We start from the raw sequence: 22,399 nt of genomic DNA, 5'->3' as shown, positions 1-22,399 counted from the left end.
CTGTCACCATTGCCCGTAAGGGATGTTGTTGAGGCCTTTGCCGCGGGCCTTGGAGTACACATCGAACACGTCTTCGCCTTCGCGCGGGTTGTCGGGGCTGCTGTCGTATGCGCGCAGCCCCCAAGCGCCTTCGTCCCTGTCCTTGGCCGCCACCAGTGGGTCGTGCGGGATGCGCCGCAGGAAGTAGAACTTCGCGCCCTTGGCACTGCGCACGTCACGCACGCCGTCAACCAGCACCTGCAGGTTTGGCGGGTAACCGCTGGCGTCCAGGCGCTTCTCGATGTAGCCGGCGTCAAAAGCCCGCTTGTAGGCGTCTATGGCATCGCGAATCTGGTACAGCGCTTCACGCAGTTGCTGCTCCTTGCCGCGGCGCACCACGGTTTCGGTCAGCGGCGCTGCCATGCTGGCCAGCAGCCCTAGCAGTGCTAGGGTCAGCACCACCTCGATCAGGCTGAAACCCTGCATGCGGCGCTGCGCTTTCATGGGCGTGGGCTCCCGTTGGCCGGGACGACCGCCATCTGGCTGTCCACCACTGGCGCGTCGGTGGTCGGCGCATTGCCGGGTACATCCATGGGTGGCAGCGGTGCCATCTGGCGTACCTGCATGGCCGACTCGGTACCGGTGGAAAACTCCATGTCCGACGGGCTCTGGTACGGCAGGTTGCGCACGATGCGGGGGGTAATCGCCAGCACCAGCTCGCTTTTGCTCATGTCGTCCTTGTTGCTGCCGAACAGCCGGCCCAGGCCCGGGATATCGCCGAGCCCCGGGATCTTGTTGCCGCTGGCGTTGTGGTCGTTGCGCACCAGGCCGGCCAGTACCTGGGTCTCGCCATCGTGCAGGCGCAGGCTGGTCTGGGCGTTACGGGTGTCGACCTGGACCGGGATGGTGCCTTGGCGGGTGGCCTCCAGCGGGGTAGCGTTGCTCACTTCCAGCGCCACCTTGATCGCCACCTCGTTGTTCAGGTGCACGGTGGGCTGTACTTCGAGCTTCAGACCGACGTCCAGGTAGGTGACGCTTTCGGTGATCACCGGGCCCTGAGTGGACGGTACCGAGGTGGCGCTGATGATCGGTACGCGCTGGCCAATGTGGATACGTGCCTGCTCGCGGTTGCTGACGCGGATCACCGGGCTGGCCAGGGTGTTGATGTCCTTGTCCTGGGCGTTGATCTTGGCCTGCGGCGCCGGCGAAATGCTGATGCGGCTGGAATCGATGCCACGCAACTGGTCGAGCACGCTCACCGGTTTGCCATCGTTGCTCAACACGCCGAAGGTATTGGGCCATTGCAGGCCGAGGTCGAGGATGCGCGAGGTGGCCACTTCCATCACCTCCACTTCCAGCACCACCTCGGGGTTGGACTGGTCCTGCGACTGCAGCAGCTTCTCGGCCATGCGCACGGCGTCCGGGGTGTCGCGCATGGTCAGGGTGTTGAGGCGCTCGTCAACGAACACGTCGCGGGTCTTGAGCATGGTCTTGACCATGTTCAGCGCGGTGTTGGCATCGATACTGGTCAGGTAGAAGGTGCGCATGACCAGTTCCTGGTAGTCCTTGGTCTTCTGCGGCGAGTCGGGGTACACCATCACGGTGTTGTCGTTGACGATCTTCTGGCGCAGCTGGTTCTGCTCCAGCAGCAGCGCTACGGCGTCCTCGATGCGCACCTCACGCACGAAGATGGTGGCCTTCATGTCCGGGCGCATGTCCTTGTCGAAGATGAAGTTGATGCCGGCGACCTGGGACAGCACTTCGAAGATGGTCTTCAGGTTGGCATCGCGAAATTCCAGGGTGACCGGCCGCTCCAGCTTGCTGCGCAGCTGTGGGTAGGGCTGAGCGGTGCGCGCCTGGACGTTTTCGATGTCGCTGCGCAGGGTCATGCCCTTCTGGTTTTGCGGGTCCAGGCGCAGCACTTCGCGCATGTAGCGCTCGGCGCCGAACAGGTCGCCCTGGCGCAGTGCGGCCTGGCCCAGCGCTACACGCTCGTCGAGGGTGCGAATCAGCTCCAGTTGGCGGATGCCTTCCTGGGCGCGGCGGTTGTTCGGCTCCAGGGTCAGCACCCGACCGTAGCCCATGCGGGCATTGGCGAAGTCATGGCGGATACGGTCGGCATCGGCCTGGGTGATCAGCGCCTCGACTGCGGCCTGACGGCTATGGGCCAGGGCGATGTTCAGCTCGGTATCGCGCGGGTCGTCGCGCAAGGCCTCTTCCAGCCGGGCGATGCCGGCTTCGTACTGGCCCTCCTTCATCAACTGGTCGCTGTCCTTGCGTACCGCACTGGAACCGCAACCGGCTATGGCCACGCACAACGCCAAAAGCAGGAACGGAGCAGGCTTGCACAGCTTTGACGACTTCATGGTGCGCTCCCTACAGACAAAGTCTGCGACTGATGCAAAGGCAGGTAGACCAGGCTCAGCTCTTCGGCCGATACCCGATCGAGGCGATAGGTGTCTTCGATCACGTCGCCCTGGCGCACGACGTAGAGTTTTTCGCCGCTCTGCAAAAAGATTTGCAGGTCGTCGTTGGTCCCCATGCGGCCAATGAACTGGAACGGCAGCTCAGGAGCGGTCGGGGCTGCCGCCGCGACCGGCGCGGCTACCACGGGTTGTTCGGTGACGGTGGCCAGGGCCTGGGGTTTGCTCCACTGCTGCTTGGGGAACAGGTCTCTGGAGGCCTGTTCCGGCCCTTTCGCGGCTAAAGCCGCTACCACCGGTTCGGCGGCGCCCACAGTCCCTGTAAGAACGGGTTTACCCGATAAGGCCGCGACGCCGTCGTCCTGGCCAAACCAGTGTCCCGGTGCCCAGGCCAACGCCGCGCTCACCCCGAGGAAGCCGGCCCAGATGACTGCACGTTGTGTGTTCATCACGACCTCGACAAGTAAAGGGTCATGCGCAGGCGGGCATTCAGCTCGCTATCGCCGATGCGTTTGCGTTGCAGCTCAAGGTCTTCCAGCACCAGGGTCGGCAGTTGCTTGAGCAGGCCCTTGAGGAAGCCGCGAATCTGGGGGTAGCTACCACGCACCGGCAGCACGATCTGGTAGCGCGCCAGCTGGGTCTTGGGGTCGATGCCCAGGGCATACTCGCCACGGGCCAGGCTGATGTGCTCGGCATTGGCCAGGTGGTAAAGGCGCTCGATCAGTTCGCTGGCCTGGGGCTGGCCCGGCAACTGCTGGCGCAGGCTGTCGAGCGCCTGCTGCTCGGGCTTGACGGCGATTTTCAGCTCGCCACGCTTGACCCGCTCCACCTGTACGCTGGCATCCGCCTCGGTTGCACGCAGCTCGCGCACGTTCTGCCACTGCGGCAGCACCCCGGCGCACACCACGCCCACGGCCAGCAGGCCAACCGCCACCGCCGCCAGACCAACCGGGCCAACGCGACGCAGGCGCTCCTGGAGGATCAGGCTGTTCAGCTCAAGGGCGCGCATGGCCGGTCTCCCAGGTGGCGGTGAGGGTGAAGCGCACCGGCTGTTCAGGCTGCGCGGCCAGCACCTCGTGGTTGAGCAGCGACACATCGCTGAGCTCGTCGCTGGCTTCCAGGCGCTGGTGGTACTGCAGCATCGCCTCCAGGTTGCGTGCCTCGGCGGAAATGCGGACCTGGCCCTTGCGCGCGTCCGGAGTCAGGCCCAGCAGTGCGACATCGTCCTGCGGCATGGCTTCGAGCATGGCGAACAACTGCTGCCACGGGCGTTGCAATTGCTGCGACACACTGCGCATCTGCGCCAGGCGCTCGGCCTGCTCACGGCTGGCAGCCGTGCTTGGCGCGGCGGCAGTGGCCGGGCGGCGTCCCAGTTGCAGCTCCAGGCTGTGCACGCTGTCTTCCAGCTCGACCTGCTCGTTCTGCAAGGTGTACTGAAGCAATACCAGGCCTGCGACCACGGCACTGCCCAAGGCCAGCAGCGACCAGGCCAACGGGCCGCTGCGCCGGGGTTGGAATTCAAGTTCGAGGCGGCGCATGTCAGGCCACCGCCCGCCACATGGCGCACAACGGGTCGGCTTCGCTGGCCGGCTGGCACAGCTGCACCGCCGCCAGTTGCGGCACGTCGCCCCGGCCTGGGGCATGCAGGTACACCCGGGGCAGGTGCTCGCCATACAGCTCGCAGGTGCGCTCAATCAGCGCTTGCAGGGCTTGGTCACTGTCAGCGCAACCTTGCGCCAGCACTTGCTGCCAGGCGCCACCCGCAGCCAGCAGCAGCACGCTGCGGCGCGGCTCGGCCAGCACGAACAGGAAGTCACCCTGCGCCAGTTGTGACGAGCAGCGGTTGTAGGCGGCCATCAGGTACGGTTGCACCGAGCGCAGGCTCAGGCGGCTTTCCCGGCCCAGCCCCTGCAACCGTTGCAGCAGGGCATCAGGCAGCGCCGTGGCGATGCGGGCGGCACCGGCAGGCTCGGGCGACAACACGATGCGCCAGTCGTCCAGCGGCTGCCCGTAGAGGTTTTCGAAGCAGGCCCGGGCGTAGGCGTCCAGCTCGCGCGGGTGGCCGATGGCATCACTCCAGGGCACCAGGCAGAAGCGGCTGTAGCGGGCCGACAGCAGCACCCGCAGTTGAGCACCACGTACAGCATGCTCGGCCAGGAGCGCGGCCAATGCGTCAACGGCAGCTTCCCAGGCCGGTTGGACGGCGTCGCAGCTGAACTCGCGGCTGCCCAGCCACTGGTGTTGGTGTTTGTGCCAGCAACCCAAGCCGACACCCTCGGCGCCGAGTACAGCGCAGAAACGATCAGATGAATGTGACACGGTTGATCTCCTCGAGGGTGGTGCGGCCATCACGGACCAGGTCCAGGGCCGAAGTGCGCAGCAGGCGCAGGCCGCGCTGGCAGGCGAGTGTCTTGATTTGCGACAGGGGGCGGCGCTCGACGATCATCTGGCGCAGGTCGTCGTCCAGGTGCAGCAGTTCGGCGATGGCGCTGCGGCCGCGGTAGCCACTGCCACGGCACTGGCCGCAGCCCTGCACGCGGACGAACTTCCAGCCGGCCACGCCTTCGCGGGTCAGGCCCGAGCCATACAGCGTGTCGTCATCGTGTTCGCAGGGCGTGGCGCAGTGCGGGCAGGCCAGACGGATCAGGCGCTGGGCCAGCACGGCGTTCAGCGCGGAAACGAAGCTGTAGGGGTCGACCTGCATCTGGCTGAAGCGGCCAATCACATCGAACACGTTGTTGGCATGGATGGTGGTGAACACCAGGTGGCCGGTGAGTGCCGACTGCACAGCGATCTGGGCAGTGTCCGGGTCGCGGATTTCACCCACCAGGATCTTGTCCGGGTCGTGGCGCAAAATCGAGCGCAGGCCACGGGCGAAGGTCAGGCCCTTCTTCTCGTTCACCGGAATCTGCAACACGCCGGGCAACTGGTACTCGACCGGGTCTTCGATGGTGATGATCTTGTCCACGCCGTGGTTGATCTCGCTGATCATGGCGTACAGGGTGGTGGTCTTGCCGCTGCCGGTGGGGCCGGTGACCAGGATCATGCCGTAGGGTTCGGCGGCCAGCCGGCGCAGGGCGCGCAGGGTCTCGTCGGCAAAGCCCAGGGCCTGCAACTGCACGCCGCTGACCCGGTCGGACAAGTCCTGCTTGTCGAGCACCCGCAGCACGGCGTCTTCGCCAAAGATGCTGGGCATGATCGATACGCGGAAGTCGATTTGCCGGTCACCCACGGCGACCTTGAAGCGGCCGTCCTGTGGGACGCGCTTTTCACCGATGTCCAGTTCGGCCATGACCTTGATGCGCGAGATCACCTGGTCGGCAAACGCGCTGCCACTGGCCTTGCCAGCGCCGTTGAGCACACCGTCGATGCGGTACTTGATGGTCAGGCCCTGGCCGGTCATGCTCAGGTGGATGTCGCTGGCGTGCAGCTTCAGGGCGTCGTACAGGGTGGAGTTGACCAGCTTGACCACGCGGCTCTGATCTTCGCTGATGCTGGCCAGCGACAGGCGTTGCAGCGGGTCGCCTTCGCTGCTGGCCTCGGCGTCATGGTCGAGGGCATCGACGGCGTGGAAGCTTTCTTCGTGGCGGGCCAGGAAGGTGGCCAGTTCGGCGGCGTGGGCCAGGTAGAGTGGCGCGCCTTGCAGCACATCGTCGATCCAGGCCAGGCGGGCGGGGTCGAAGGGGTCGGCGAACACGCCCAGCAGTTGGCCGCCCTGCTCGATCAGCACGAATTCGCGTTTCAGGCACTGGGCCAGGGCCACCTTGTCGAAGCGCGGGGTGCTGGCCAGCAGGCTGTGGCTGTCCAGCACCGGGTAGTGCAGGGTCAGGCCGAGGCGCTGGGTGAAGGTGGCCGGGGTGTCGCAGGCCAGGCGTTCCAGGCAGTTGAGCAGGCGCTCGTCGCTGGCTTGCAGGCGGGCCTGGGCCAGCAGGTCGCGGGGGTAGGCTGAGACTGTTGCATCACGTGCTTGCGGCATGGCCTGCGACTCCGCTCAGGGGCGCGTCGCAGGCTGGCTCGGCCAGGGGTGCGGGCGCCGCTATTCCCCTGCGAGCAGTTGTTCGTCGTCGGGCCCTGGGGGCTTGGCGCCATTACGGCGGCGGTCGGCCAACACCCAGCTTCCATCGTACAACTGCAGGGGGAACGATTCGTTCCTGTTCTGGCGTCGTTCGACGAACCCTTCAGCCGGGTTGTCCGTGGCCCTGCGCCGGCGCTCGATGCCCATCAGGTCGAAGATCGCACGCGCCAGCTCCACCAATGGGAACGGCTTGAACAGGACATGGCTCACACCGAGTTCGGCGGCCCGCTCACGCACTTCGACAGTGGGGTGGGCGGTGATCAGCACGAAGTGGCACTGCCTGTTCTTGCGTACGGCCTCCAGAACCTGAAAACCCTCCATATCGGGCAAGCGGTAATCCAGCACGATCACTTGCGGTGCCAGGCTTGCAGCCTGTTGGATACCACTGGCACCGTCGTGGGCAACATGAGCTTCCAGGCCTTGCGCCTGCAGGTACGCTTGCAGGTTTTGCGCAAGGGTCTGTTCGTCATCGACTACCAATACTCTGTTCACCAAGGTCGACTCCCAAGTACTGCCCGGTTACCCGGTCTGCGAAGTGCGCCCTTGTACAGGCTTGAGCAGGCTTCGTGCCAGGCGTGAATAGTCATGTTGCACCGCTGTAAGTGTCTGATTTGCCAAGGGTGCCGGCCAACACCCGAAACGCGCCGGGCAGGCACACCCGCCCGGTTCCCCACATGCGGGGGAACTGATAGCACATTGCCAAACCTTAATTCCCCAGCATTGGGGGAAACGCCATCAGGGGCCTCAGTCTGCAACCTCCACGTTAGCGGCGTCGCGCAAACGTTGGCGCACGGACCTGCGCGCATCGGCCTCTCGCTTGCCGATAAGCGCCGCCCTGGCCAAGACCAGGCCCTGTTCACGTATGACCGAAGGGTTATCACTTTGGTTCTGCGCTCCTTGCAGTGTTTCCCGGTTGGCAGCATAGAAAGCCTCCACTTCGACCTGGCTCGGCGCGTCGACTGCACTGAGCTGGGCATACACCTGCTGGGCCGCCATGTCTTGCCGGGTGTACTCAGTGTACTGTGCCCTATCGAAACCCGCCTCCGCCAGACGCCGCTCGAAAATTGCCGGGCTGCCGAACGCCGCTTCGACCTCGTCCACATGCGCCGACACCTGCGCGTCACTGATGGCGATGCCTTGGCGCCGAGCTTCCTGCCATAGCAGCTCTTTGTCGATCAGCTCGTCCAGCGCTTGATCGCGCAGGCGCTTGTACAGGCCCGGGTTGCGAATGCTGGTCAACGCACGGCCCTGGGCGCTCAGGTATTCGCTGAAGTAACGCTCCAGGCGCGTCACGCCGATTTCCACGCCATTGACCCGCGCCGCAGGCACATCGGCCCAGCTCGCCTTGGCCAGCACCAACAGCAGGCACAGCAACACGATACGCATGGCAGCCTCCGCTCAAGGGGTATCCGGCACCGGCCGGTACGGGGTAACCGAGGTGAAACGCGGCCCAGGTAGCGCCACTGCTACCACATGGGCGCCCGCCATGCCCTGGCGGCGGCCTGGGCCAAAGCCCAAGGCCGGGGTCAGGCCGGTGGCCACATCGTGCAGGCCTTCCAGCGCGGCAATCAGTTGCTCGCGGCTGGCGTCACGGCCTATCTGCTTCAGCGCTTCGCTCAGCAACCGTAGCGCGCACAGGGTGTTGACCTGCAACGATGCCTGGCGTGGGTCGAGGCCCTGGCGCTGCTGCAGGCCGGCCAAGGTCGCCAACCCCTGCTCTGTCCAGTCTTCCGGCACATAGGGATACGCCAGGAACACCCGTTGCGACCACTGCTCGGGCAAGCGCGCCACCGCACCGGCCACCTGGTTGGAGGCGGCGAACAGGTAGGGCTGACGGCCTGCCGCCTGCAACGCGGCGGCCAATTCGGCAAAGGCCTGGGCACGGCCAAGGAAGACGATGCCCTGCCCGTCCACGGCCTGGCCGTCGAAGGCCTGGATGGCAGGCGCCCAGCCTTGCTGCTGCAGGCGCTCGCGGACCTGTTCAGCCAATGCGGCCTGCTCGTTGCCGGCATACACCACACGCAAGTCACCCGAGGCCAGGCCGAGCGCAGCACGGGCATGGGCGGCCAGGCTAAGCAATTGCACGGGCAGGCCGGGCAGCGGGTCGAAGATCTGTGGGCTGCCGCCGCTACGTGGCGTGCTGCCGATCAGGGGCACATTCTGTGGCGCCAGCAAGGTTGCCAGGCGTTGGTCGAGCATGGGTGCCAGGGGCGAGATCAACGCGAACACGCGCGCCTGCTGCAGCAACTGCTGCAAGGCTTGCTCGGCGCTGGCGGGGTCTAAGCCCGGATCAAGCACGACCAGCTCCAGGCGGCGCCCGTGTATGCCGCCTTGCTGGTTGAGTTGTGCCATGCCGTCTTCCAGCACCGCACGCACCACCTGCCCGGCTTCGGCCAAGGGGCCGCTCGCGGGCAGCAAGGTGCCCAAGCGCAATACGCCCTCCTCTACACCGGGGTCGCGTTCCTCGGCCAGGCGCTTGAGGTAGGCGGCGAGGTTGCGCTGGTCGGCCAGGGTCAGCTCGAAGCGTGGCATGGCCGGGTCCAGGCGGTTGCCGGCCGGGTCCACGCCATGCTGAATGGCCCGGGCCAGGCTGCTGTCGGTATAAGCCGGGTAGCTGCGGCCATTGGCCTCGCGCGTGCCTTGGCCGAGTGCCAGGCGTTGCCAGTCGAGGCTGGGCGGGCGCACCCCACCTTCCGCGCGACCACGGCCGTCGTTGCCGTGGCAACTGGCACAGGGCAACACGCTGGCGGGCACCGTCATGTCGCTGGCACCAACCCGGGCTTGCAGTTGGGCGTCACTGCTGGAGACGCCTTCGCGGTAGAGGCGTTTGCCGGCTCGCTCGTGGTCGGTCAGGTCCAGCGCAAAGGCCGAAGTACCGCATGCCAAACCAATAAGCAAAACCGCCCAGTTATGCATGATGCTCACCGGCCTGCCAGTGGCTGGGTCAGCAGTTGGATGCGCTGGGCAATGGCCATGGCTGGCGCATCCGGGCGGATCTTGCTCCAGCGTTTGCCCGCCACATCACCGGCAATCAACTGCGTCGAATGCTGCTCGGGGCTGGGCAGAAACTGGCCGATACGCCCGAGCACCAGGTCGACATTGGCCTTGTCACCGGTCAGGAACAACCAGTTCGGCCCATCCACCCCCTGTTTCTCGGCAAACGCCTTGAGCGCCTGCGGGGTATCGTTCAGCGGGTCGCTGCTGATCGAGACGAAGGTCGCCTGGCTGGCCAGCTGCGGCCCCATGGCTTCGCGCACTTCACGCAGTTTGCGGGTGATCAGCGGGCACGCGTCGGTGCAGTGGGTGAAGATCACGTTGAGCATCACCACCTTGTCCTTGAGCACATCGCTGTAAAAGCGCAGTTCGCGGCCGTTCTGGTCCTTCAGCACGGTGTCGGTGAACCAGGCCTGGGCATCGCGGGTGCCGCCGCCGCTGGTCATCGCCTGGGGCGCCAGCTGTGGCGCTGGCGCTTGCGGCGCATGGCCCTCGTGGGCGAACGCCACCGAGGCGAGGATCCACAGGCAGCCGCCCAGTACCAGCCAGTCGAACGCGCGCATGCCAGCGCGACGGGAAGTGACAGTGCTCATGGTTGCACCTCGTGATGGTCGGCGATGGCCGTGCTCTTGGCATGCACCCGGCGGGCGCTGAGGCGGTTGATTTCTTCGATCAGTACCGCCGGGTCGGTGAAGCCGTAATAACGCGTCCAGTGCCCGCTACGCCCGTCACCGACCAGAATCAGCGGCGGATGCTGGCTGAGGTCGGCGCTGAAGCTGCCTAGGCCCTTGAGGGTTTCGGTGATGGCGTACGGGGTGCCGGTCAGCCAGCTCCAGCCCGGCCCCTTCTGGAAGGCCTTGGCGTAATCTTGCAGGCGCTTGGCGTCGTCACGCTGCGGGTCCACACTGATCGACACCATGTGGATTTCCTCGCCTACACGGCCACCCAGTTGTTGCTGGACCTTGCCCATGATCGACGACACCACCGGGCACACCGTGGTGCAGCTGGTGTAGATGAAGCCCATGACCACCAGGTGGTCGCCTACCAGGTCTTTCTCCAGCCGTACCGGCATGCCGTCCTGGTTCAGCAGCGAAACGTCGGCAAAGCGCACGCTGGTCTTTTCCTGGCTCGCCGCCGGAGGCTGCTCGGCATGGCCTTTGTGATCGTGTCCGGCGTGGGCCAGGGCCAGGTTGCTGGCCAGTGCCAGGCTCAGGGCCAACAGTGTGAAAGCATGCTGGTTGTTCATCGCACATTCCTCACATCAGTCTGGGAAGCGTTGGTCGCTGCAGCCGGCAGGACGCGCAGGCTGGTGTAGTTTTCTTCGGCAAACTTGCGCCCCAGCGAGGGCGACTGCACATGCAGGTACCAAGCGCCAGCCTCGGGCAGGTTCAGGGCCGCCTGGTACACGCCCTCGCCCACCTCCTGCAGTTGCAGGTTGCGTGGCATCGACGACGGTGCCAGGAAGTAGCGCAAGCTCAGGTCGTTCAGGCCCAAGCGTGGCTGGCCGTCGTCGCCGACGATGCGCACGCGCGCGTTAATGGCGCTGTGCTGCGACATCGGCTGGTCCAGGCCAATGAACTCGGCGTGCGCGCCCTTGCGCTTGCGGGTATTGGGGGCTTCGGCCACGTCGGTACTGAAGCAGTGGATGATTTGCGGCTGGTTGAGCAGGAAGGCCACGTCGAACTTGCCGGCGGCGGGCAACTTCACCGTCGAGCCGTACACCCCAGGCGCCACCTCACGCAGGCTGCGGTCGACGACGAGGGCGGCGCGGGCCTGGTGGCCACGGTTGTTGTAACCGGACATCGGCGCGTTCATGCCTTCGGCGTAGAAGTAGGTGGTGTTGTCCACCGGGTTGACCACGAACACCGAATTGTCGTCACGCGATACCGACAACCCCTGGGCCAGCGGCAGGTCACCGGCCTGGCGCGGCGCCGCCGGGCCGGCCTCGAAGCCCTGGACAATGGGCGAGCGCCCCTCACCGAGGCTGGACAGGTTGATCATGGTCACCTTAGGCGAAGCCAGGCCACGGACGTAGGCATAGCCCTTGGTGAAGGTGAGCTGGTACGGTTCGGCCGCCACCGGGATGTGGTGGATCAGCTTGTCGGTACTGGCGTCGATCACCAGCGCCTGGTTTTCCAGGGTGTTGAGCACGATGCCGTAGCGGCCATCGCTGCTGAAGCGCATGGGGCCCAGGCCCTGCTCGGCCTTGACCGTATGGCGCAGCTGGTGGCTCCGGGCATCGAACACCCGCACGCTGCCCTCTTTGCCATCGACCACGTACACCGCCTGGGACAGCGCCGAATAGCTGACCGACAGCGGGTGCGGGCCCACCTTGATGGTTGTAGCCAGGCGCATTTGCGGGATATCGATCACGCTCAGGGTGCCACTGTCACGGTTGCTGACATAGGCAAAGCGCGAGTCGGCGCTGAAGGCGATTTCATGGTGCCCGGTGCCGGTGTTGAAGCTTTTCAGGGTGGTGCGCCCCGGTACGTCGATCACCGTAACCCCACCCTTGGCCGGGTCACGGCTGTTGTTGCCCACCCACAGCCGGTGCTGATCGGGTTGCAGGGCCACACGCAACGGCTGGTCGCCAGCGTCCAGGTCGGCCACGCGGGTAAAGGTCTCGGTATCGATCACCGCCACCTTGCCGCGCTCGGGGATCGACACGAATACCTGCTTATCGTCGCTGGTGGCCGCCCAGTCCATGGGCCGCCCGGGCAGGTCGATGCGCGCCATGGTGCTGGTCACGCCGCCTACCGAGACGGTGGGGTCGATCACCGTCAGGCTGGCGTCGTTGTTCAGCATCAACAGGAAGTAGCTGTTCAGGTCGAGCAGCGGTCGGGCACCGATGCTGCTCTTGAGAAACAACGCAACCCGCGCTTTGCAGCTCTGGTCACGGTCGCCCACCGGGGCCGACTGCGCCGGGTCGATCCACGCCCCCGGCGCCATACCCGATAGCGGCTGGCCACTGGTCTGGTCGCTGAGTTTGAAGCGGATGTTGGCGAAGCCGCCTTCCTTCAGCTCGCCCCCGGCCAGCGGCCGGGCCTCGAACTCCACGGTTACGCCATCTCGAATGAGCCGGTGCGGGGCCTGCGGTTCGGCAGTCTCCTGCAACAGCTCGCGGGGATCGCACCAGAGCTTTTCATACGCCACACCCAGGCCGATCAGCGCCACGCCCAGCACTACCCCCAAGTAAGCAGGGCGAGTCTTCTTGTTCATGCTCGCGCTCCCCTTCCGTCACTGCGCCGGGGCCGTTGCCGGCGGCGCTTCGTTGGTCACCCGCAAAATCCCCCACAACCCCGAGAGGTTGCCGTAGGCGGCGTAGTCGCGGAACAGGTAATCACCCGCCACCGCGTTGGCACCGCCGGCACTGGGCAGCATGAAGCTGAAGTGTGCCGCTGGCAGTACGCTTTCCTGGGCGCCGATGTACATGGCCATCGGGTTGTAGCCGAAGCGCACCGAGCCGATGCCGGGCAGGCTCATCGGGTAGCCCTCCGCGTCGCTCTTCTCGGCCTGGTAGTTGTGCAGCGGCCACAGGTGCCCATCGAGCTGGTAGGTGATGCCGCGGCTGCCACCGCTGGGCATCAGCACATGGCTGCGCACAGGCTGGCCGGGCTTGGCATACAGCACCGGGGTTTGCGGGTCACCGCCGACCAGGGCGTTGCTGTAGGCCATGTGCGCGTTGGGCACATCGGCAAAGCCGAAGCCGTCGGCATGGCCGAAGGGTGCATCCGGTGCCAGGCCAAAGCGCAGCCACAGCGGTTCGGTCTTGTAGTTCATGGCCATGTTGCCGTTGTCTTTCGGGTCGCCCGGCACGCCATTGCCTTCGGTGGCGATACCTTCGACCGGACGGCCGTCAGCCCAACGCATGTTCATCGAACGCTGCCACACCGTGACCAGGTCGCGGTAGTCGGGCTGGCCGGTGACCTTGACCGTGGCCTGGGCCCGGCTGGCGGTGTCCTCGGTCCAGGTTGCGGTTTGCGGCAAGATACTCATGGCGCCCACCAGGCCTTTCTGCGGCTGCTTGATGAAGTCTGACGGCGCCAGGTTCAGGCCACCGAACTCGATGGCGGTGGTGTTGATGTTGTCTACCGTGCGGCCCAGTTGCAGCACCGGCTTGCCTTCGCGCTCCAGGTGCCCGGCGTAGTACTGGTACACCCGGCTTGGGTAGGCCCCACTGTTGCCCGCCCGGGGTGGCACGGTTTGCACCGGGTTGGCGCCCACGTTGGTACCGTCGGACTTGGTGATGTCGTAGGCCAGCAACTGGGCATGCAGGCCCACATGGCTGGACGGCCGCATCAGGTTGTTGTTAAAGGCGGTGGAGCCTTCGCTGTCGAAGCGGTCACGCTTGACCACGTTCTGCATCACGGCAGTACTGGGCAGGTCTGGCATGACCGACGGCAGGCGGTTCTCCAGGGTAATGCTGATGCAGTCCCCGGCATTGGCGCGCAGCACCAGCGGCTCCACCGGCACACCAGCCTTGAGCTTGCCGGTGGTGGCGTCCAGGTCAGCCTTGCGCACGTACAGCACGGCGGTCGGGTCATGCAGCGGTGCGCTGTGGCCGCCGACGGTGAAGGTGGTGCCGTCCTCTTCGTCCACCACCGTGACCTGCGGGATGCTGGCCATGCGGCTGTTGAACACCAGGGTGCCGCCATTGGCCTTCAGTGGCCCGCCGACATGCTGGCCCGCGCCGGCCGGGTCGTTGATGCTGACACCGTTGCGGTTTTCGAGAATGTCGTTGGCCAGCGCCGCGACAATCTCGTAGCTGCGTTTGACCGTGGTGCGGGTACCGATGCCGTTGGGGTTGGCTGTGGTTTTCGGGCAAATGCCGTCAAAGTTCACGGTATTGCGCATGGCCACCGGCTGGGTGTTGTTCGGCAGCGGGAACAGGTCGGCGCGTTGAGCGGTGTAGTTGCGCATCACCCCCCAGATACCGTTCCAGTAGCCTTCCAGGGCGGCGTCCATGGAGTACAGGTAATCACCATTGGTAGCGGCGGAACTGGAAATCATCGACACCGGTGCCATGAAGCCCATCTGTTCGGAGATACCGATCATCTGCGAGGCCTTCCAGCCCGAGTTGGAACTGTTACCGAAGCCCGAGCCATTCTGCAGCCACTTCACGCCGTGCAGGGTGACGTTGTGCTCCTCTTCATGGCCACCGGCGTGCAGGCGCAGGCGCACGTTGTCGCCAGAGTAGGTGCGCAGCATGGGCGTGAACGGGTCGCCCGGCTCGCTGCCGGCCTTGTTGATGTTCGGTGGGAACAGCGTGGTCCCGCCGGTTGGGCCAACGGCCGAGGTGATCGCCGACGGCGCCATGTTCATGGCCGGGATCGCACGGTCGGTACGGCTTTGCAAGGCGTAGCTCAGGTCGCCGGCCAGGCCATCCGCCTGCATGCCGCGTTTGCCGTCGGGGCCGACCTTGTTAGGGTCGAACACGCGCAGGGCCAGCGGCTCGTTGCGGTAGTTGACGACGAACATGCCCGGGTCATCCACCGAAATCGCCTGTGGGCAAGGCCGGCTAGGGCAACCAGGGGCCAGGCCACCGCGCGATTCGACCACCGACTCCAGCAGGTTGGATGCCTTCTGCCGGACCGGCGGGTTGATGGCATAGCGGAAGCTGTCGGCCGTGGCCGGGTAGGACTGGCCATTGGGGATGCCGTCTGGGCCTGCGCCCACATACACGCCGGCTTCATAGGCATGCTGGAAGTCGCTGTACTCCAGGAAGAACTCACGGTAGCTGTCGTTCTTGCCGTCGCCATCGTGGTCGCCGGTCTTGATCACCGCCTGCCACGAAGTCGGCCCGCCGTCCTGGCGTGTGGCCGGGTTGTACAGTTGTTCGCCGGTTTCGGCATGATACCAGGTGGAGCCAGCAGGCTCGGCCAACACGGTGGCGTACAGCCCGAGCTGCTGGTGGGTCGATGGGCCGAGGTGGTCGTGGGTAAAGATGGTGCCCAGCCCACGGTCGACGTTGTTCACGTTTACCAGCGGGTCGGCAAACCAGCGCTGCATGGCCGTGCGCGCGCCCAGCCAGTCAGCCCGGCCAAAGCGGCCGAAGTACGGGTGCTGCTTGGCTTTCGGGCAGGCAGCAGTGCCGTCGCGGCTGTCGCCTTCGGTGCAGCCGTTGTAGGCACGAATGGCATGCACACGTTCTACCACGCTGCCGGGCGAGAGAATGCCGTCTTCGTAGTTCCAGCCGTTGGCCGAGCCGTCAGCGGCGGTCAGGTCCCACTTGGGCAGATGAATGTGCTGGCCGATCACGTCGGTGGGAGTACGCACCTGGTAGTCGTCCATTTCGTAGTACGACGGGATCAGGTTGGTCTGGGTGTACATGGTGCAGTCAAACGTGTTCATGCGCATCACCAGCGGCTCTGGCGGGCGCTGCTTGGTGATCACCGGCCAGGCGTCTTCCCACAGCGCCAGAATGCGCGCCTGCGGGAAGTGGTAGCCAACCTTGTTGTACACCGCGTCGAACTGGATGTTGGCGCCTTTGTAGATGCGCGGGCGGTCGGCGGTGAAGGTGGACGAACCCCGGAAGTTCATGCCGGTGAGGCTCTCGCCGCTGACGTACTCGCCTACCCCCGAGGTTTGGGTCAGGCGCTTGCCGCGGTCATCCATGCAAGGCTCGTAGAACGGCGCACCGGCCGTGGGCAAGGCACCGTTGGTGCGGAACGCCTTGGCAACGGGTTGGCTGCCGGGCACCAGGGCAAAGCTTGGGTGCTCGGCCTTGGCGTGGAACTGCATGGCGGCCTGCTCGACATCGGTGCCTTCTTCGGGCAGGTAGATGGGCTTGGCCTTACGCACCACCTTGGAGAAGTCCAGCTTGGTGGTGGTGGTCACCGCTTCGCCGCCTGCAGACACGCCGTCCAGCGCGTGCCGGCCCAGGCCGCCATCCCAGCCATCGACCTGGTTGGGGTCCAGGTTTGCCCAAAGGGCTTTGCCGCTGTCTTTCAGCTGCCGGGCCAGGGCCGGGTCGAGCATGTCCAGTGGCGGGGTTGGCGGGCGGTTGCCCACGCTGCTTTCCATGCCGCCGATCCAGAACGGGTAGCCTGGGTTTTTCAGGGTGCCATCGGCGTTGCGGTTGGCATCGGTGCGGTCGACCAGTGCCAGCGAACCAACTGCCTTGCGCGCTGGCGTTTCGTTGGCGTGATCGTCGTCGCCCTCTTCTTCGTCGTCATCGTCATTGGCAGCGACCAGTTCTTCGGACAGCTTGGGCACCACCACTACCTTGCCCGGCATCGGCGCCATGGCCTTGCCAGGCAGCGGCACGATGGCAGGAATCGGCGTACCGGCAACGATCTCGCCATCAGGCAATGCCCGAGCACCAACGGCTGGCTTGCCGCTGCGCAGGGCGAACGGCGTGCTGTGGAAGCCATTTTCGCCCTGCCCGCTCACTTCCAGCCGGGTGCCTTCTTCGAACACGTCATGTACCCGCCACATGGCCCACATGCCTTGGGCGAAGTGCGGGTAGAAGTGGCAGTGGTAAATCGCATCGCCCGCCACGCGGTTGCGGTTGCCCGAGCCACCGTTGGCGATTTCGTAGGTGTAGCCGATGCCAGGGCCGATGCCTTGGGCGTCGATGTAGTCGGAGTTGTCGTCGTTGGGGTTGAACAGCCACTGGTGGCCATGCAGGTGGAAGATGTGCTGTTCGTGGCCATTGTGAGTGTTGCGGAACTTGGTGAAGTCGCCGATGTAGCTGTGGTGCACGTTGGCAGGTTCTGCCGGGTACAGGGCCATGTTGGCCTTGACCCCCACGGCGCTGGCCGGCGGCGTTTCGCCTGGGCGAATGTTTTCCAGGCCGACGTTGGCTGGCACGTCCACCAGGGTGCCGATATCACCCACGGTGTGCGCGCTGAGGAAGAATTCCTCGTAGGCGCACGAAAGGCAGTCATGCATCGGCCCCACACCCAGGCGGTTGGCAACCACTTCGGCGCCCATACCGCCAGAGCCGTAGTTGATCATGAACGAATCGCGGGTTGGTTCCAGCACATGGCCCATCACCGGGTCCGCCCAGTAGCCCGGGAAGGCCTGGGTGGCAGCCACCTCATCGGCAAACTGCGAAGCGAAATCGCGGAACGCTTCCAGACGGTTGGGCAAGGCGGGGTTGCGTTTGTTGACGCTTTCCAGCGGGTAGGTCGAACGCGGGAAGCTGCCATCGGGGTTCGGCCCCATGACGATGGCGTCGGTTTCACTGTTGAGAATTTCATTGCCGTCGACCATGGCAATGATCGGCTTGCCGGCCTTGCCCTCGGTGAGCCACGGTTCGGCCTGCGGGTAGCGGGCCTGGTAATCGATCACCGGCTGGCCGGTGGCGGTACGGCCGGTGGTAGCCAGGCGCATTTCTTCTTCGGTCAGGGTGTTGCGGTAGGTTCGCCCACCTTTGGGTACAACCACCACCTGGCCGAACAGGCCGTTGGCAACGTTACCCGCCCCGCCCTGGCCACCAAAGGTCGCACCCTGGCTGGTGGCCGCAAAGGCCCCCTCGCGCTCGGCGTACAGGGTGTAGCTGCGGGTGTTGCCGGGCGACACCAGGAAGTTGCCATTGCGGCCCGTGTTGGCGGCGATGTCGCCAATGCTGTTGACCGCCTGCATGCCGTTCACCTGGAAGCCGACATGCCGGTCATTGACTTGCTCGTCGGCAACGAAATGTTCACCACCTTCGTTTTCGACCTCGGTTTCCGGGCCTTCCTCCTCGCCTTCGACCTCATTTTCTTCGGGGTCGATACCGTGTTTGTTGGGGTTGGCCTGGTACGCCAGCAGGTTGGTCAGGTTGACCGTGAGGCAGTCACCAGCGGCCACCCGCAGCACGATCGGCCTTGGGCGCTTGTCCGGGCGCAAGGTGACCTTGCCCGGGACAGCGGCCCCGCCCTTGCTAAGGGGGACCTGCTTGTCGTCCACCACATCTTCACGAAGGGCGAACATCATGCCGTTGGCGTTTTGCGCGCCAAGGCGGTTGAACATCAGTGGCTGGTCCAGCGCCACCACGTTGGCAACCAAGGTGCGCTGGCACTGCACGGCCGCCTCGCTGGTCGTTTGCCAGCCGAGCAGGGCCAGAACGAGTGATGACAGAAGGGGGCCTTTGCGTGGCGTGGGCATGCTGCACCTCCGGGGCACGGGGACTCTGCGGAGGTGTGGAGCAAGGTGTGTGCCAGAAGAATATTTATATTCTTTTCAGTTGGTTACGGTAGCAACCGAAACAGATTGGGGAGGATCACCCGGCAGCATTCCCCCGAAGTGGGGGTACCTCGCTGGATTTCTTGAAGACGACGTGATCACTGTGGGAACGGGCATGCCCGAATTCCCAAACCGCCGCACCTTCGACCAGGAAATGCTTAACCCGCTCTCTATCTCTGCGCCACAGGTAGTCCCCGCTCATTGGGCCTCTGCGTCAGACGGTGCAGTACGGGATTCACGGTCGATGTCCGCTGGCCATTCAACCTTTGGTGCCAGGCAATGCATGTGGCTCAGGCCATCGTCGTCGTTCCAGTCGCGGGGTGGGTGCACGAATTTGAGCAGGGCTTCAGGGCCTTGTTGCATGAACAGACGGGTAATGGCCCAGTAGGCCTCGCCCTGACGCAGGGTAGGCATGCCAGACCTGCTGGTCGAGCAGCACGTACAGGTAGCCCATGCGTAAGGTGCGCACCCCTAGCTTCGCCGAGACATGCAGGCTGCCGGCCACGGTGCTGAGGCCCTGTGGGCGTGTGTCCGGCACCAGGGCGCGACGCAGGGGCAGGATCGGCAGGCCTTGGCGATACGTTGACTAAGGGTCATGAGCGCCTCCCGATTTTTCGAAGGGAATCGATCAGGCAGCCCCAGTTCGCCTCGAAATAGAGAGCAAGCAACGGAGAGGTATTGGTTGGGCCGGGCATGAAGTGGTCCTTGTCCTCCAGCAGGCTGAAGACACGAACACTATCGGGGAATCAATTCTTCAAGGAGTCTTGGGCTTCCTAAACAGCTGTAGGATCTGTCTCTTCGAAAAATTACCAGACATTTCCTGGGCAATTGATAAATACTGGCCTCGTGCAGTGGCCGTCAGCAAGTTACACCCTCTTTGGGAGCAACTGTCTTGCACAAAACCTGTAAGCTGGCGCGATCGCTGTGGGAGGGTCGTACCCGCTTCCCAAGCGATCGCGCCAGCTTCCTTCAGCCGACCAGACCGCGTATGCAGAAGTACAGGATCGAAGGCCCCATCAGGCACCCCAACCCCGTATGGAAGGTGGCCGTCAACGCCCCATACGGCACCAACCGCCGATCCGTCGCCGCCAGCCCCGCCGTCACCCCCGACACGGTCCCGGCCAAACCACCAAACACCATCGCCGAACGCGGGTTGTCCAGCGCCAACAGGCGCGCCGACACCGGTGTGAACACCATCACCAGGATCGCCTTGATCAGCCCGGTAGCGATCGAAAGCGCCATCACATCCGAGCTCGCACCGAGCGCCGCCCCGGTCACCGGCCCGACGATGTAAGTCACCGCGCCCGCACCGATGGTGGTCATGCTCACGGCATCGCGGTAGCCGAAGGCATAGGCCACCGCCGCGCCGACAATGAATGGCAGCACTGTGCCCAACAGCAGCGCGACTGCGCCAATCATGCCGGCTTTGCGCGCTTCGGTGGCCTGCACCTCGAAGGCCGTGGCAACGATGGCGAAGTCGCGCAGCATGGCCCCGCCCATCAGGCCGATACCGGAGAACAGCGCCATGTCGGCCAGGCCCTTCTGCCCTCCGGTGACAGTGCCACCTACCCAGGCCAGCACCAGGCCGATGACGATGGCGATGGCCGAGCCATGCACCCGGCCGAAGGTGAGGTATTTAGACAGCAACACCGACAACCACATGATGGCGCCCACCACGGCAAAAGCGGTGATCAGGCCGTTGTGTTCGAGGGCATTTTCAATGATCGGCCACATGTTCAACGACCTCCTGCAGGGGCAACCTGCGCCTGGGTTTCGGGGCTGGGCTCAAGCGCGGGCAGTGGCTCACCCCGGTGGCTGCGGCTGATCAGGGCGATGGTCAAGCCGCACACCAATACCGCACCTACCGCGGCCAGCAGCGCAACCGGCCCACCGTGCAGGGCGGTGACCACGTTCTGCTGGGCAGCCATGGCCACCACGACCGGGATGTACATCGCACCCCAGAAGCCCACCCCGAATTCACATTCCTTGCTCATGCCGCCGTTGCGGTGCATGTACAGCCGCGCACAGATCAGCAGGATCATGGCAATGCCGACCCCGCCCACATTGGATTTGACGCCCAGCAGCACGCCCAGGAAGTCGCCGACGATAACGCCGGCCAGCGTGCAGACCGCCAGCAGTGCCACACCATAGATGATCATTGTTGTTGTCCTCAGGTAGTGTCGAAGTTGCTTGTTGTTGTTCTTCGCCATCCGCAAACCCGCCATCATCGGTCGCCGGCCACCTCCTGGCGCAACAGCGCATCCAGGGTGTCCCAACGGGTGCCCTCCACCGCCACCACCCTGCCCTGTTCGAACACTGGCCGGGCCAGCCCGCTGAGCACGCTGCCGGGTGGCATCTCAAGGTGCAGGCGCACGCCGCGTTCATAGGCGTTGCGCAACGTAGCACGCCAGTCGACCACCCTTGCCATGTTGCCGGCCAGGTCGTCGCGCAGGTGCTGCGGGTCGAACACCGGTCGTGCGCTGCTGCCGCTGAGGTAGGTAATGCGTGGCCGCTGAAGCTCGACCGACGCGAATGCACTGGCCAATTGCGCAGCCGGGCCGTCGAGCAACCGGCAATGCGACGGCACGCTGACCGCCAAGCGCCTTGCCACACCTTGGCCCAGGCGACGAGCCCTGGCCGCCACCTCAGCCATCGCCGTATCGCTACCGGCAATCACAATCTGGTTATCACTGTTGAGGTTGGCGACGTATACCTCACCGCCCACCTCAATCAACAGGCGCTCGACACTGGCCAGGTCCAGGCCACTGAGCGCGGTCATGCCGTAACCTTGCGGATAAGCACCTTGCATCAGCTCGCCACGCAAGGCGACCAGGCGCACGGCATCGGCAAAGCCCAAGGCGCCCGCCACGACCGCTGCCGGATAAGCGCCAATCGACAAGCCCGCCACATAATCCGGTGCCGGGCTGCGTTGCATCAGCCAGCGCGCCCAGGCCACGCCGCCCAGCAGCAGGCACAACTGCACGGCGCGGGTGTTTTGCAGGGCTTGCTGGCTGTCCATCTCAAGCACCTGCTGGCCGAGGGCATCACTGGCCTCTTCCAGCAGTTGCCCGCAACCTTCAGGCAGGCGTTGCAGCATGCCCACCTGCTGGGCACCTTGGCCGGGGAAGGCGAACAGGCTGCTCATGCGGCACGCTCCATCACGGCCCAAGGGTCGCTGACCAGACGCGGGCCATAGGGCGACTTGAGCAGCACGCGGGGGGCAAAGCTGGCCCACTCGCGCAGGGCAACCGCACCCGCCGGGGTTTCCAGTTGCACATCGATACGGCACGGCGCGCAGTCGAGAATATCCAGCAGCTCCCGCGCCTGGGCGCGGGCCAGCGGTCGTGGCGTGCGCAGCTGCAGGTCCAGGTCACTGTCGGCGTGTACCACTTCAATCCCGGTCGCAAGCTGGTACCCCACCCCACCCGTCGGCCCCCAGGCCAAGCCACGGGCCTGCAATACCGGGGTGACCGAAGCCAGTGCCTGCAATGCAGGCCATGGGCTTTGCTCATGCACGCGCAGGGCTTCAGGGCCTTGCTGACGCTGGATATCGGTCAGGCGCATCAAGGCACCCAATCGCTGCGCCCGGCCGTGACCGCGAAGCCCCACCGCCACCCAGCCCGCTTCGCAGGTGGCACGGCGCACCACCACCGGCTGACCGCTTGCCAACACCTCCAGCGCCCACTGAGGCGCGTCCGTGGGCAAAACCGACACGGGCATCCCCCACAGCAGGTCGTGCGGCCTTGGCGCGTTCATC

20 protein-coding genes are annotated in these 22,399 nt (G+C 65.2%); all 20 read right to left on the bottom strand.

The window, feature by feature from the left end; all coding sequences use genetic code 11:
* Positions 1 to 3 precede the first annotated feature (3 nt).
* Complete coding sequence (locus tag D8767_RS13680; RefSeq protein WP_016713966.1) at positions 4 to 483, bottom strand: type II secretion system protein; 480 nt, start codon at positions 481 to 483, stop codon at positions 4 to 6.
* On the bottom strand, positions 480 to 2,345 hold the full coding sequence (locus D8767_RS13675; protein ID WP_016713965.1) for a secretin N-terminal domain-containing protein: 1,866 nt from the start codon (positions 2,343 to 2,345) through the stop codon (positions 480 to 482). Before D8767_RS13675 ends, D8767_RS13680 begins: the two co-directional genes overlap by 4 nt.
* Entirely contained in the window at positions 2,342 to 2,851 is a 510-nt protein-coding gene (locus tag D8767_RS13670) for a hypothetical protein (protein WP_016713964.1), read from the bottom strand. The genes D8767_RS13675 and D8767_RS13670 overlap by 4 nt, the downstream gene beginning before the upstream one ends.
* Positions 2,851 to 3,411, bottom strand: coding sequence for a type 4a pilus biogenesis protein PilO (gene pilO, locus D8767_RS13665; RefSeq protein ID WP_016713963.1), 561 nt, complete (start codon positions 3,409 to 3,411; stop codon positions 2,851 to 2,853). The genes D8767_RS13670 and pilO overlap by 1 nt, the downstream gene beginning before the upstream one ends.
* Positions 3,398 to 3,940, bottom strand: a complete 543-nt coding sequence (locus D8767_RS13660) for a PilN domain-containing protein (protein WP_016713962.1) — start codon at positions 3,938 to 3,940, stop codon at positions 3,398 to 3,400. The genes pilO and D8767_RS13660 overlap by 14 nt, the downstream gene beginning before the upstream one ends.
* A 1-nt stretch (position 3,941) precedes the next feature.
* Complete coding sequence (locus tag D8767_RS13655; protein WP_016713961.1) at positions 3,942 to 4,721, bottom strand: hypothetical protein; 780 nt, start codon at positions 4,719 to 4,721, stop codon at positions 3,942 to 3,944.
* The gene (locus D8767_RS13650) at positions 4,705 to 6,378 is read right to left on the bottom strand and encodes a GspE/PulE family protein (RefSeq protein ID WP_016713960.1); all 1,674 of its coding nucleotides are present in this window, start codon (positions 6,376 to 6,378) and stop codon (positions 4,705 to 4,707) included. The genes D8767_RS13655 and D8767_RS13650 overlap by 17 nt, the downstream gene beginning before the upstream one ends.
* A gap of 60 nt (positions 6,379 to 6,438) precedes the next feature.
* Positions 6,439 to 6,972 carry a response regulator gene (locus tag D8767_RS13645; RefSeq protein ID WP_016713959.1) on the bottom strand — a complete coding sequence of 178 codons (534 nt, stop codon included), beginning with the start codon at positions 6,970 to 6,972 and terminating at the stop codon, positions 6,439 to 6,441.
* Positions 6,973 to 7,221: 249 nt separating this feature from the next.
* Positions 7,222 to 7,863, bottom strand: coding sequence for a SurA N-terminal domain-containing protein (locus tag D8767_RS13640; RefSeq protein WP_016713958.1), 642 nt, complete (start codon positions 7,861 to 7,863; stop codon positions 7,222 to 7,224).
* A 12-nt stretch (positions 7,864 to 7,875) separates the two neighbouring features.
* A complete protein-coding gene (locus tag D8767_RS13635) occupies positions 7,876 to 9,393 on the bottom strand; it encodes an ABC transporter substrate-binding protein (RefSeq protein WP_230852984.1) in 1,518 nt (505 codons plus the stop codon).
* 5 nt (positions 9,394 to 9,398) lie between these two features.
* Positions 9,399 to 10,064, bottom strand: a complete 666-nt coding sequence (locus tag D8767_RS13630) for an SCO family protein (protein ID WP_016713956.1) — start codon at positions 10,062 to 10,064, stop codon at positions 9,399 to 9,401.
* Positions 10,061 to 10,717, bottom strand: coding sequence for an SCO family protein (locus D8767_RS13625; protein WP_016713955.1), 657 nt, complete (start codon positions 10,715 to 10,717; stop codon positions 10,061 to 10,063). The genes D8767_RS13630 and D8767_RS13625 overlap by 4 nt, the downstream gene beginning before the upstream one ends.
* Positions 10,714 to 12,690, bottom strand: a complete 1,977-nt coding sequence (locus D8767_RS13620; RefSeq protein ID WP_016713954.1) for a cytochrome D1 domain-containing protein — start codon at positions 12,688 to 12,690, stop codon at positions 10,714 to 10,716. The genes D8767_RS13625 and D8767_RS13620 overlap by 4 nt, the downstream gene beginning before the upstream one ends.
* An 18-nt stretch (positions 12,691 to 12,708) precedes the next feature.
* On the bottom strand, positions 12,709 to 18,564 hold the full coding sequence (gene mnxG / locus D8767_RS13615; protein WP_122048304.1) for a manganese-oxidizing multicopper oxidase MnxG: 5,856 nt from the start codon (positions 18,562 to 18,564) through the stop codon (positions 12,709 to 12,711).
* Positions 18,565 to 18,840: 276 nt separating this feature from the next.
* Positions 18,841 to 19,056, bottom strand: coding sequence for a DUF6708 domain-containing protein (locus D8767_RS13610; protein ID WP_016713952.1), 216 nt, complete (start codon positions 19,054 to 19,056; stop codon positions 18,841 to 18,843).
* Positions 18,989 to 19,180, bottom strand: a complete 192-nt coding sequence (locus D8767_RS29640) for a toxin VasX (RefSeq protein ID WP_085985037.1) — start codon at positions 19,178 to 19,180, stop codon at positions 18,989 to 18,991. Before D8767_RS29640 ends, D8767_RS13610 begins: the two co-directional genes overlap by 68 nt.
* A 431-nt stretch (positions 19,181 to 19,611) precedes the next feature.
* A complete protein-coding gene (gene madM, locus D8767_RS13600; protein WP_016713951.1) occupies positions 19,612 to 20,376 on the bottom strand; it encodes a malonate transporter subunit MadM in 765 nt (254 codons plus the stop codon).
* A gap of 2 nt (positions 20,377 to 20,378) precedes the next feature.
* On the bottom strand, positions 20,379 to 20,801 hold the full coding sequence (gene madL, locus D8767_RS13595; RefSeq protein WP_016713950.1) for a malonate transporter subunit MadL: 423 nt from the start codon (positions 20,799 to 20,801) through the stop codon (positions 20,379 to 20,381).
* Positions 20,802 to 20,866: 65 nt separating this feature from the next.
* Positions 20,867 to 21,787, bottom strand: coding sequence for a malonate decarboxylase subunit epsilon (mdcH, locus tag D8767_RS13590; RefSeq protein ID WP_016713949.1), 921 nt, complete (start codon positions 21,785 to 21,787; stop codon positions 20,867 to 20,869).
* A complete protein-coding gene (locus tag D8767_RS13585) occupies positions 21,784 to 22,398 on the bottom strand; it encodes a malonate decarboxylase holo-ACP synthase (RefSeq protein ID WP_016713948.1) in 615 nt (204 codons plus the stop codon). The genes mdcH and D8767_RS13585 overlap by 4 nt, the downstream gene beginning before the upstream one ends.
* Between the last annotated feature and the right edge of the window lies 1 nt (position 22,399).

This window comes from Pseudomonas sp. LTGT-11-2Z, assembly GCF_003691445.1.
GTDB lineage: Bacteria > Pseudomonadota > Gammaproteobacteria > Pseudomonadales > Pseudomonadaceae > Aquipseudomonas > Aquipseudomonas monteilii.
Note: the sequence above shows the minus strand (reverse complement) of the source record. Positions and strands in the feature narration are given on the sequence as shown.

Excerpts from the sequence above, each read along its gene's own strand:
- D8767_RS13680 (WP_016713966.1), bottom strand. The coding sequence starts at position 483 with ATGAAAGCGCAGCGCCGCATGCAGGGTTTCAGCCTGATCGAGGTGGTG.
- D8767_RS13675 (WP_016713965.1), bottom strand. The coding sequence starts at position 2,345 with ATGAAGTCGTCAAAGCTGTGCAAGCCTGCTCCGTTCCTGCTTTTGGCG.
- D8767_RS13670 (WP_016713964.1), bottom strand. The coding sequence starts at position 2,851 with ATGAACACACAACGTGCAGTCATCTGGGCCGGCTTCCTCGGGGTGAGC.
- pilO (WP_016713963.1), bottom strand. The coding sequence starts at position 3,411 with ATGCGCGCCCTTGAGCTGAACAGCCTGATCCTCCAGGAGCGCCTGCGT.
- D8767_RS13660 (WP_016713962.1), bottom strand. The coding sequence starts at position 3,940 with ATGCGCCGCCTCGAACTTGAATTCCAACCCCGGCGCAGCGGCCCGTTG.
- D8767_RS13650 (WP_016713960.1), bottom strand. The coding sequence starts at position 6,378 with ATGCCGCAAGCACGTGATGCAACAGTCTCAGCCTACCCCCGCGACCTG.
- D8767_RS13640 (WP_016713958.1), bottom strand. The coding sequence starts at position 7,863 with ATGCGTATCGTGTTGCTGTGCCTGCTGTTGGTGCTGGCCAAGGCGAGC.
- D8767_RS13635 (WP_230852984.1), bottom strand. The coding sequence starts at position 9,393 with ATGCATAACTGGGCGGTTTTGCTTATTGGTTTGGCATGCGGTACTTCG.
- D8767_RS13630 (WP_016713956.1), bottom strand. The coding sequence starts at position 10,064 with ATGAGCACTGTCACTTCCCGTCGCGCTGGCATGCGCGCGTTCGACTGG.
- D8767_RS13625 (WP_016713955.1), bottom strand. The coding sequence starts at position 10,717 with ATGAACAACCAGCATGCTTTCACACTGTTGGCCCTGAGCCTGGCACTG.
- D8767_RS13620 (WP_016713954.1), bottom strand. The coding sequence starts at position 12,690 with ATGAACAAGAAGACTCGCCCTGCTTACTTGGGGGTAGTGCTGGGCGTG.
- mnxG (WP_122048304.1), bottom strand. The coding sequence starts at position 18,564 with ATGCCCACGCCACGCAAAGGCCCCCTTCTGTCATCACTCGTTCTGGCC.
- D8767_RS13610 (WP_016713952.1), bottom strand. The coding sequence starts at position 19,056 with ATGCCTACCCTGCGTCAGGGCGAGGCCTACTGGGCCATTACCCGTCTG.
- madM (WP_016713951.1), bottom strand. The coding sequence starts at position 20,376 with ATGTGGCCGATCATTGAAAATGCCCTCGAACACAACGGCCTGATCACC.
- madL (WP_016713950.1), bottom strand. The coding sequence starts at position 20,801 with ATGATCATCTATGGTGTGGCACTGCTGGCGGTCTGCACGCTGGCCGGC.
- mdcH (WP_016713949.1), bottom strand. The coding sequence starts at position 21,787 with ATGAGCAGCCTGTTCGCCTTCCCCGGCCAAGGTGCCCAGCAGGTGGGC.
- D8767_RS13585 (WP_016713948.1), bottom strand. The coding sequence starts at position 22,398 with ATGAACGCGCCAAGGCCGCACGACCTGCTGTGGGGGATGCCCGTGTCG.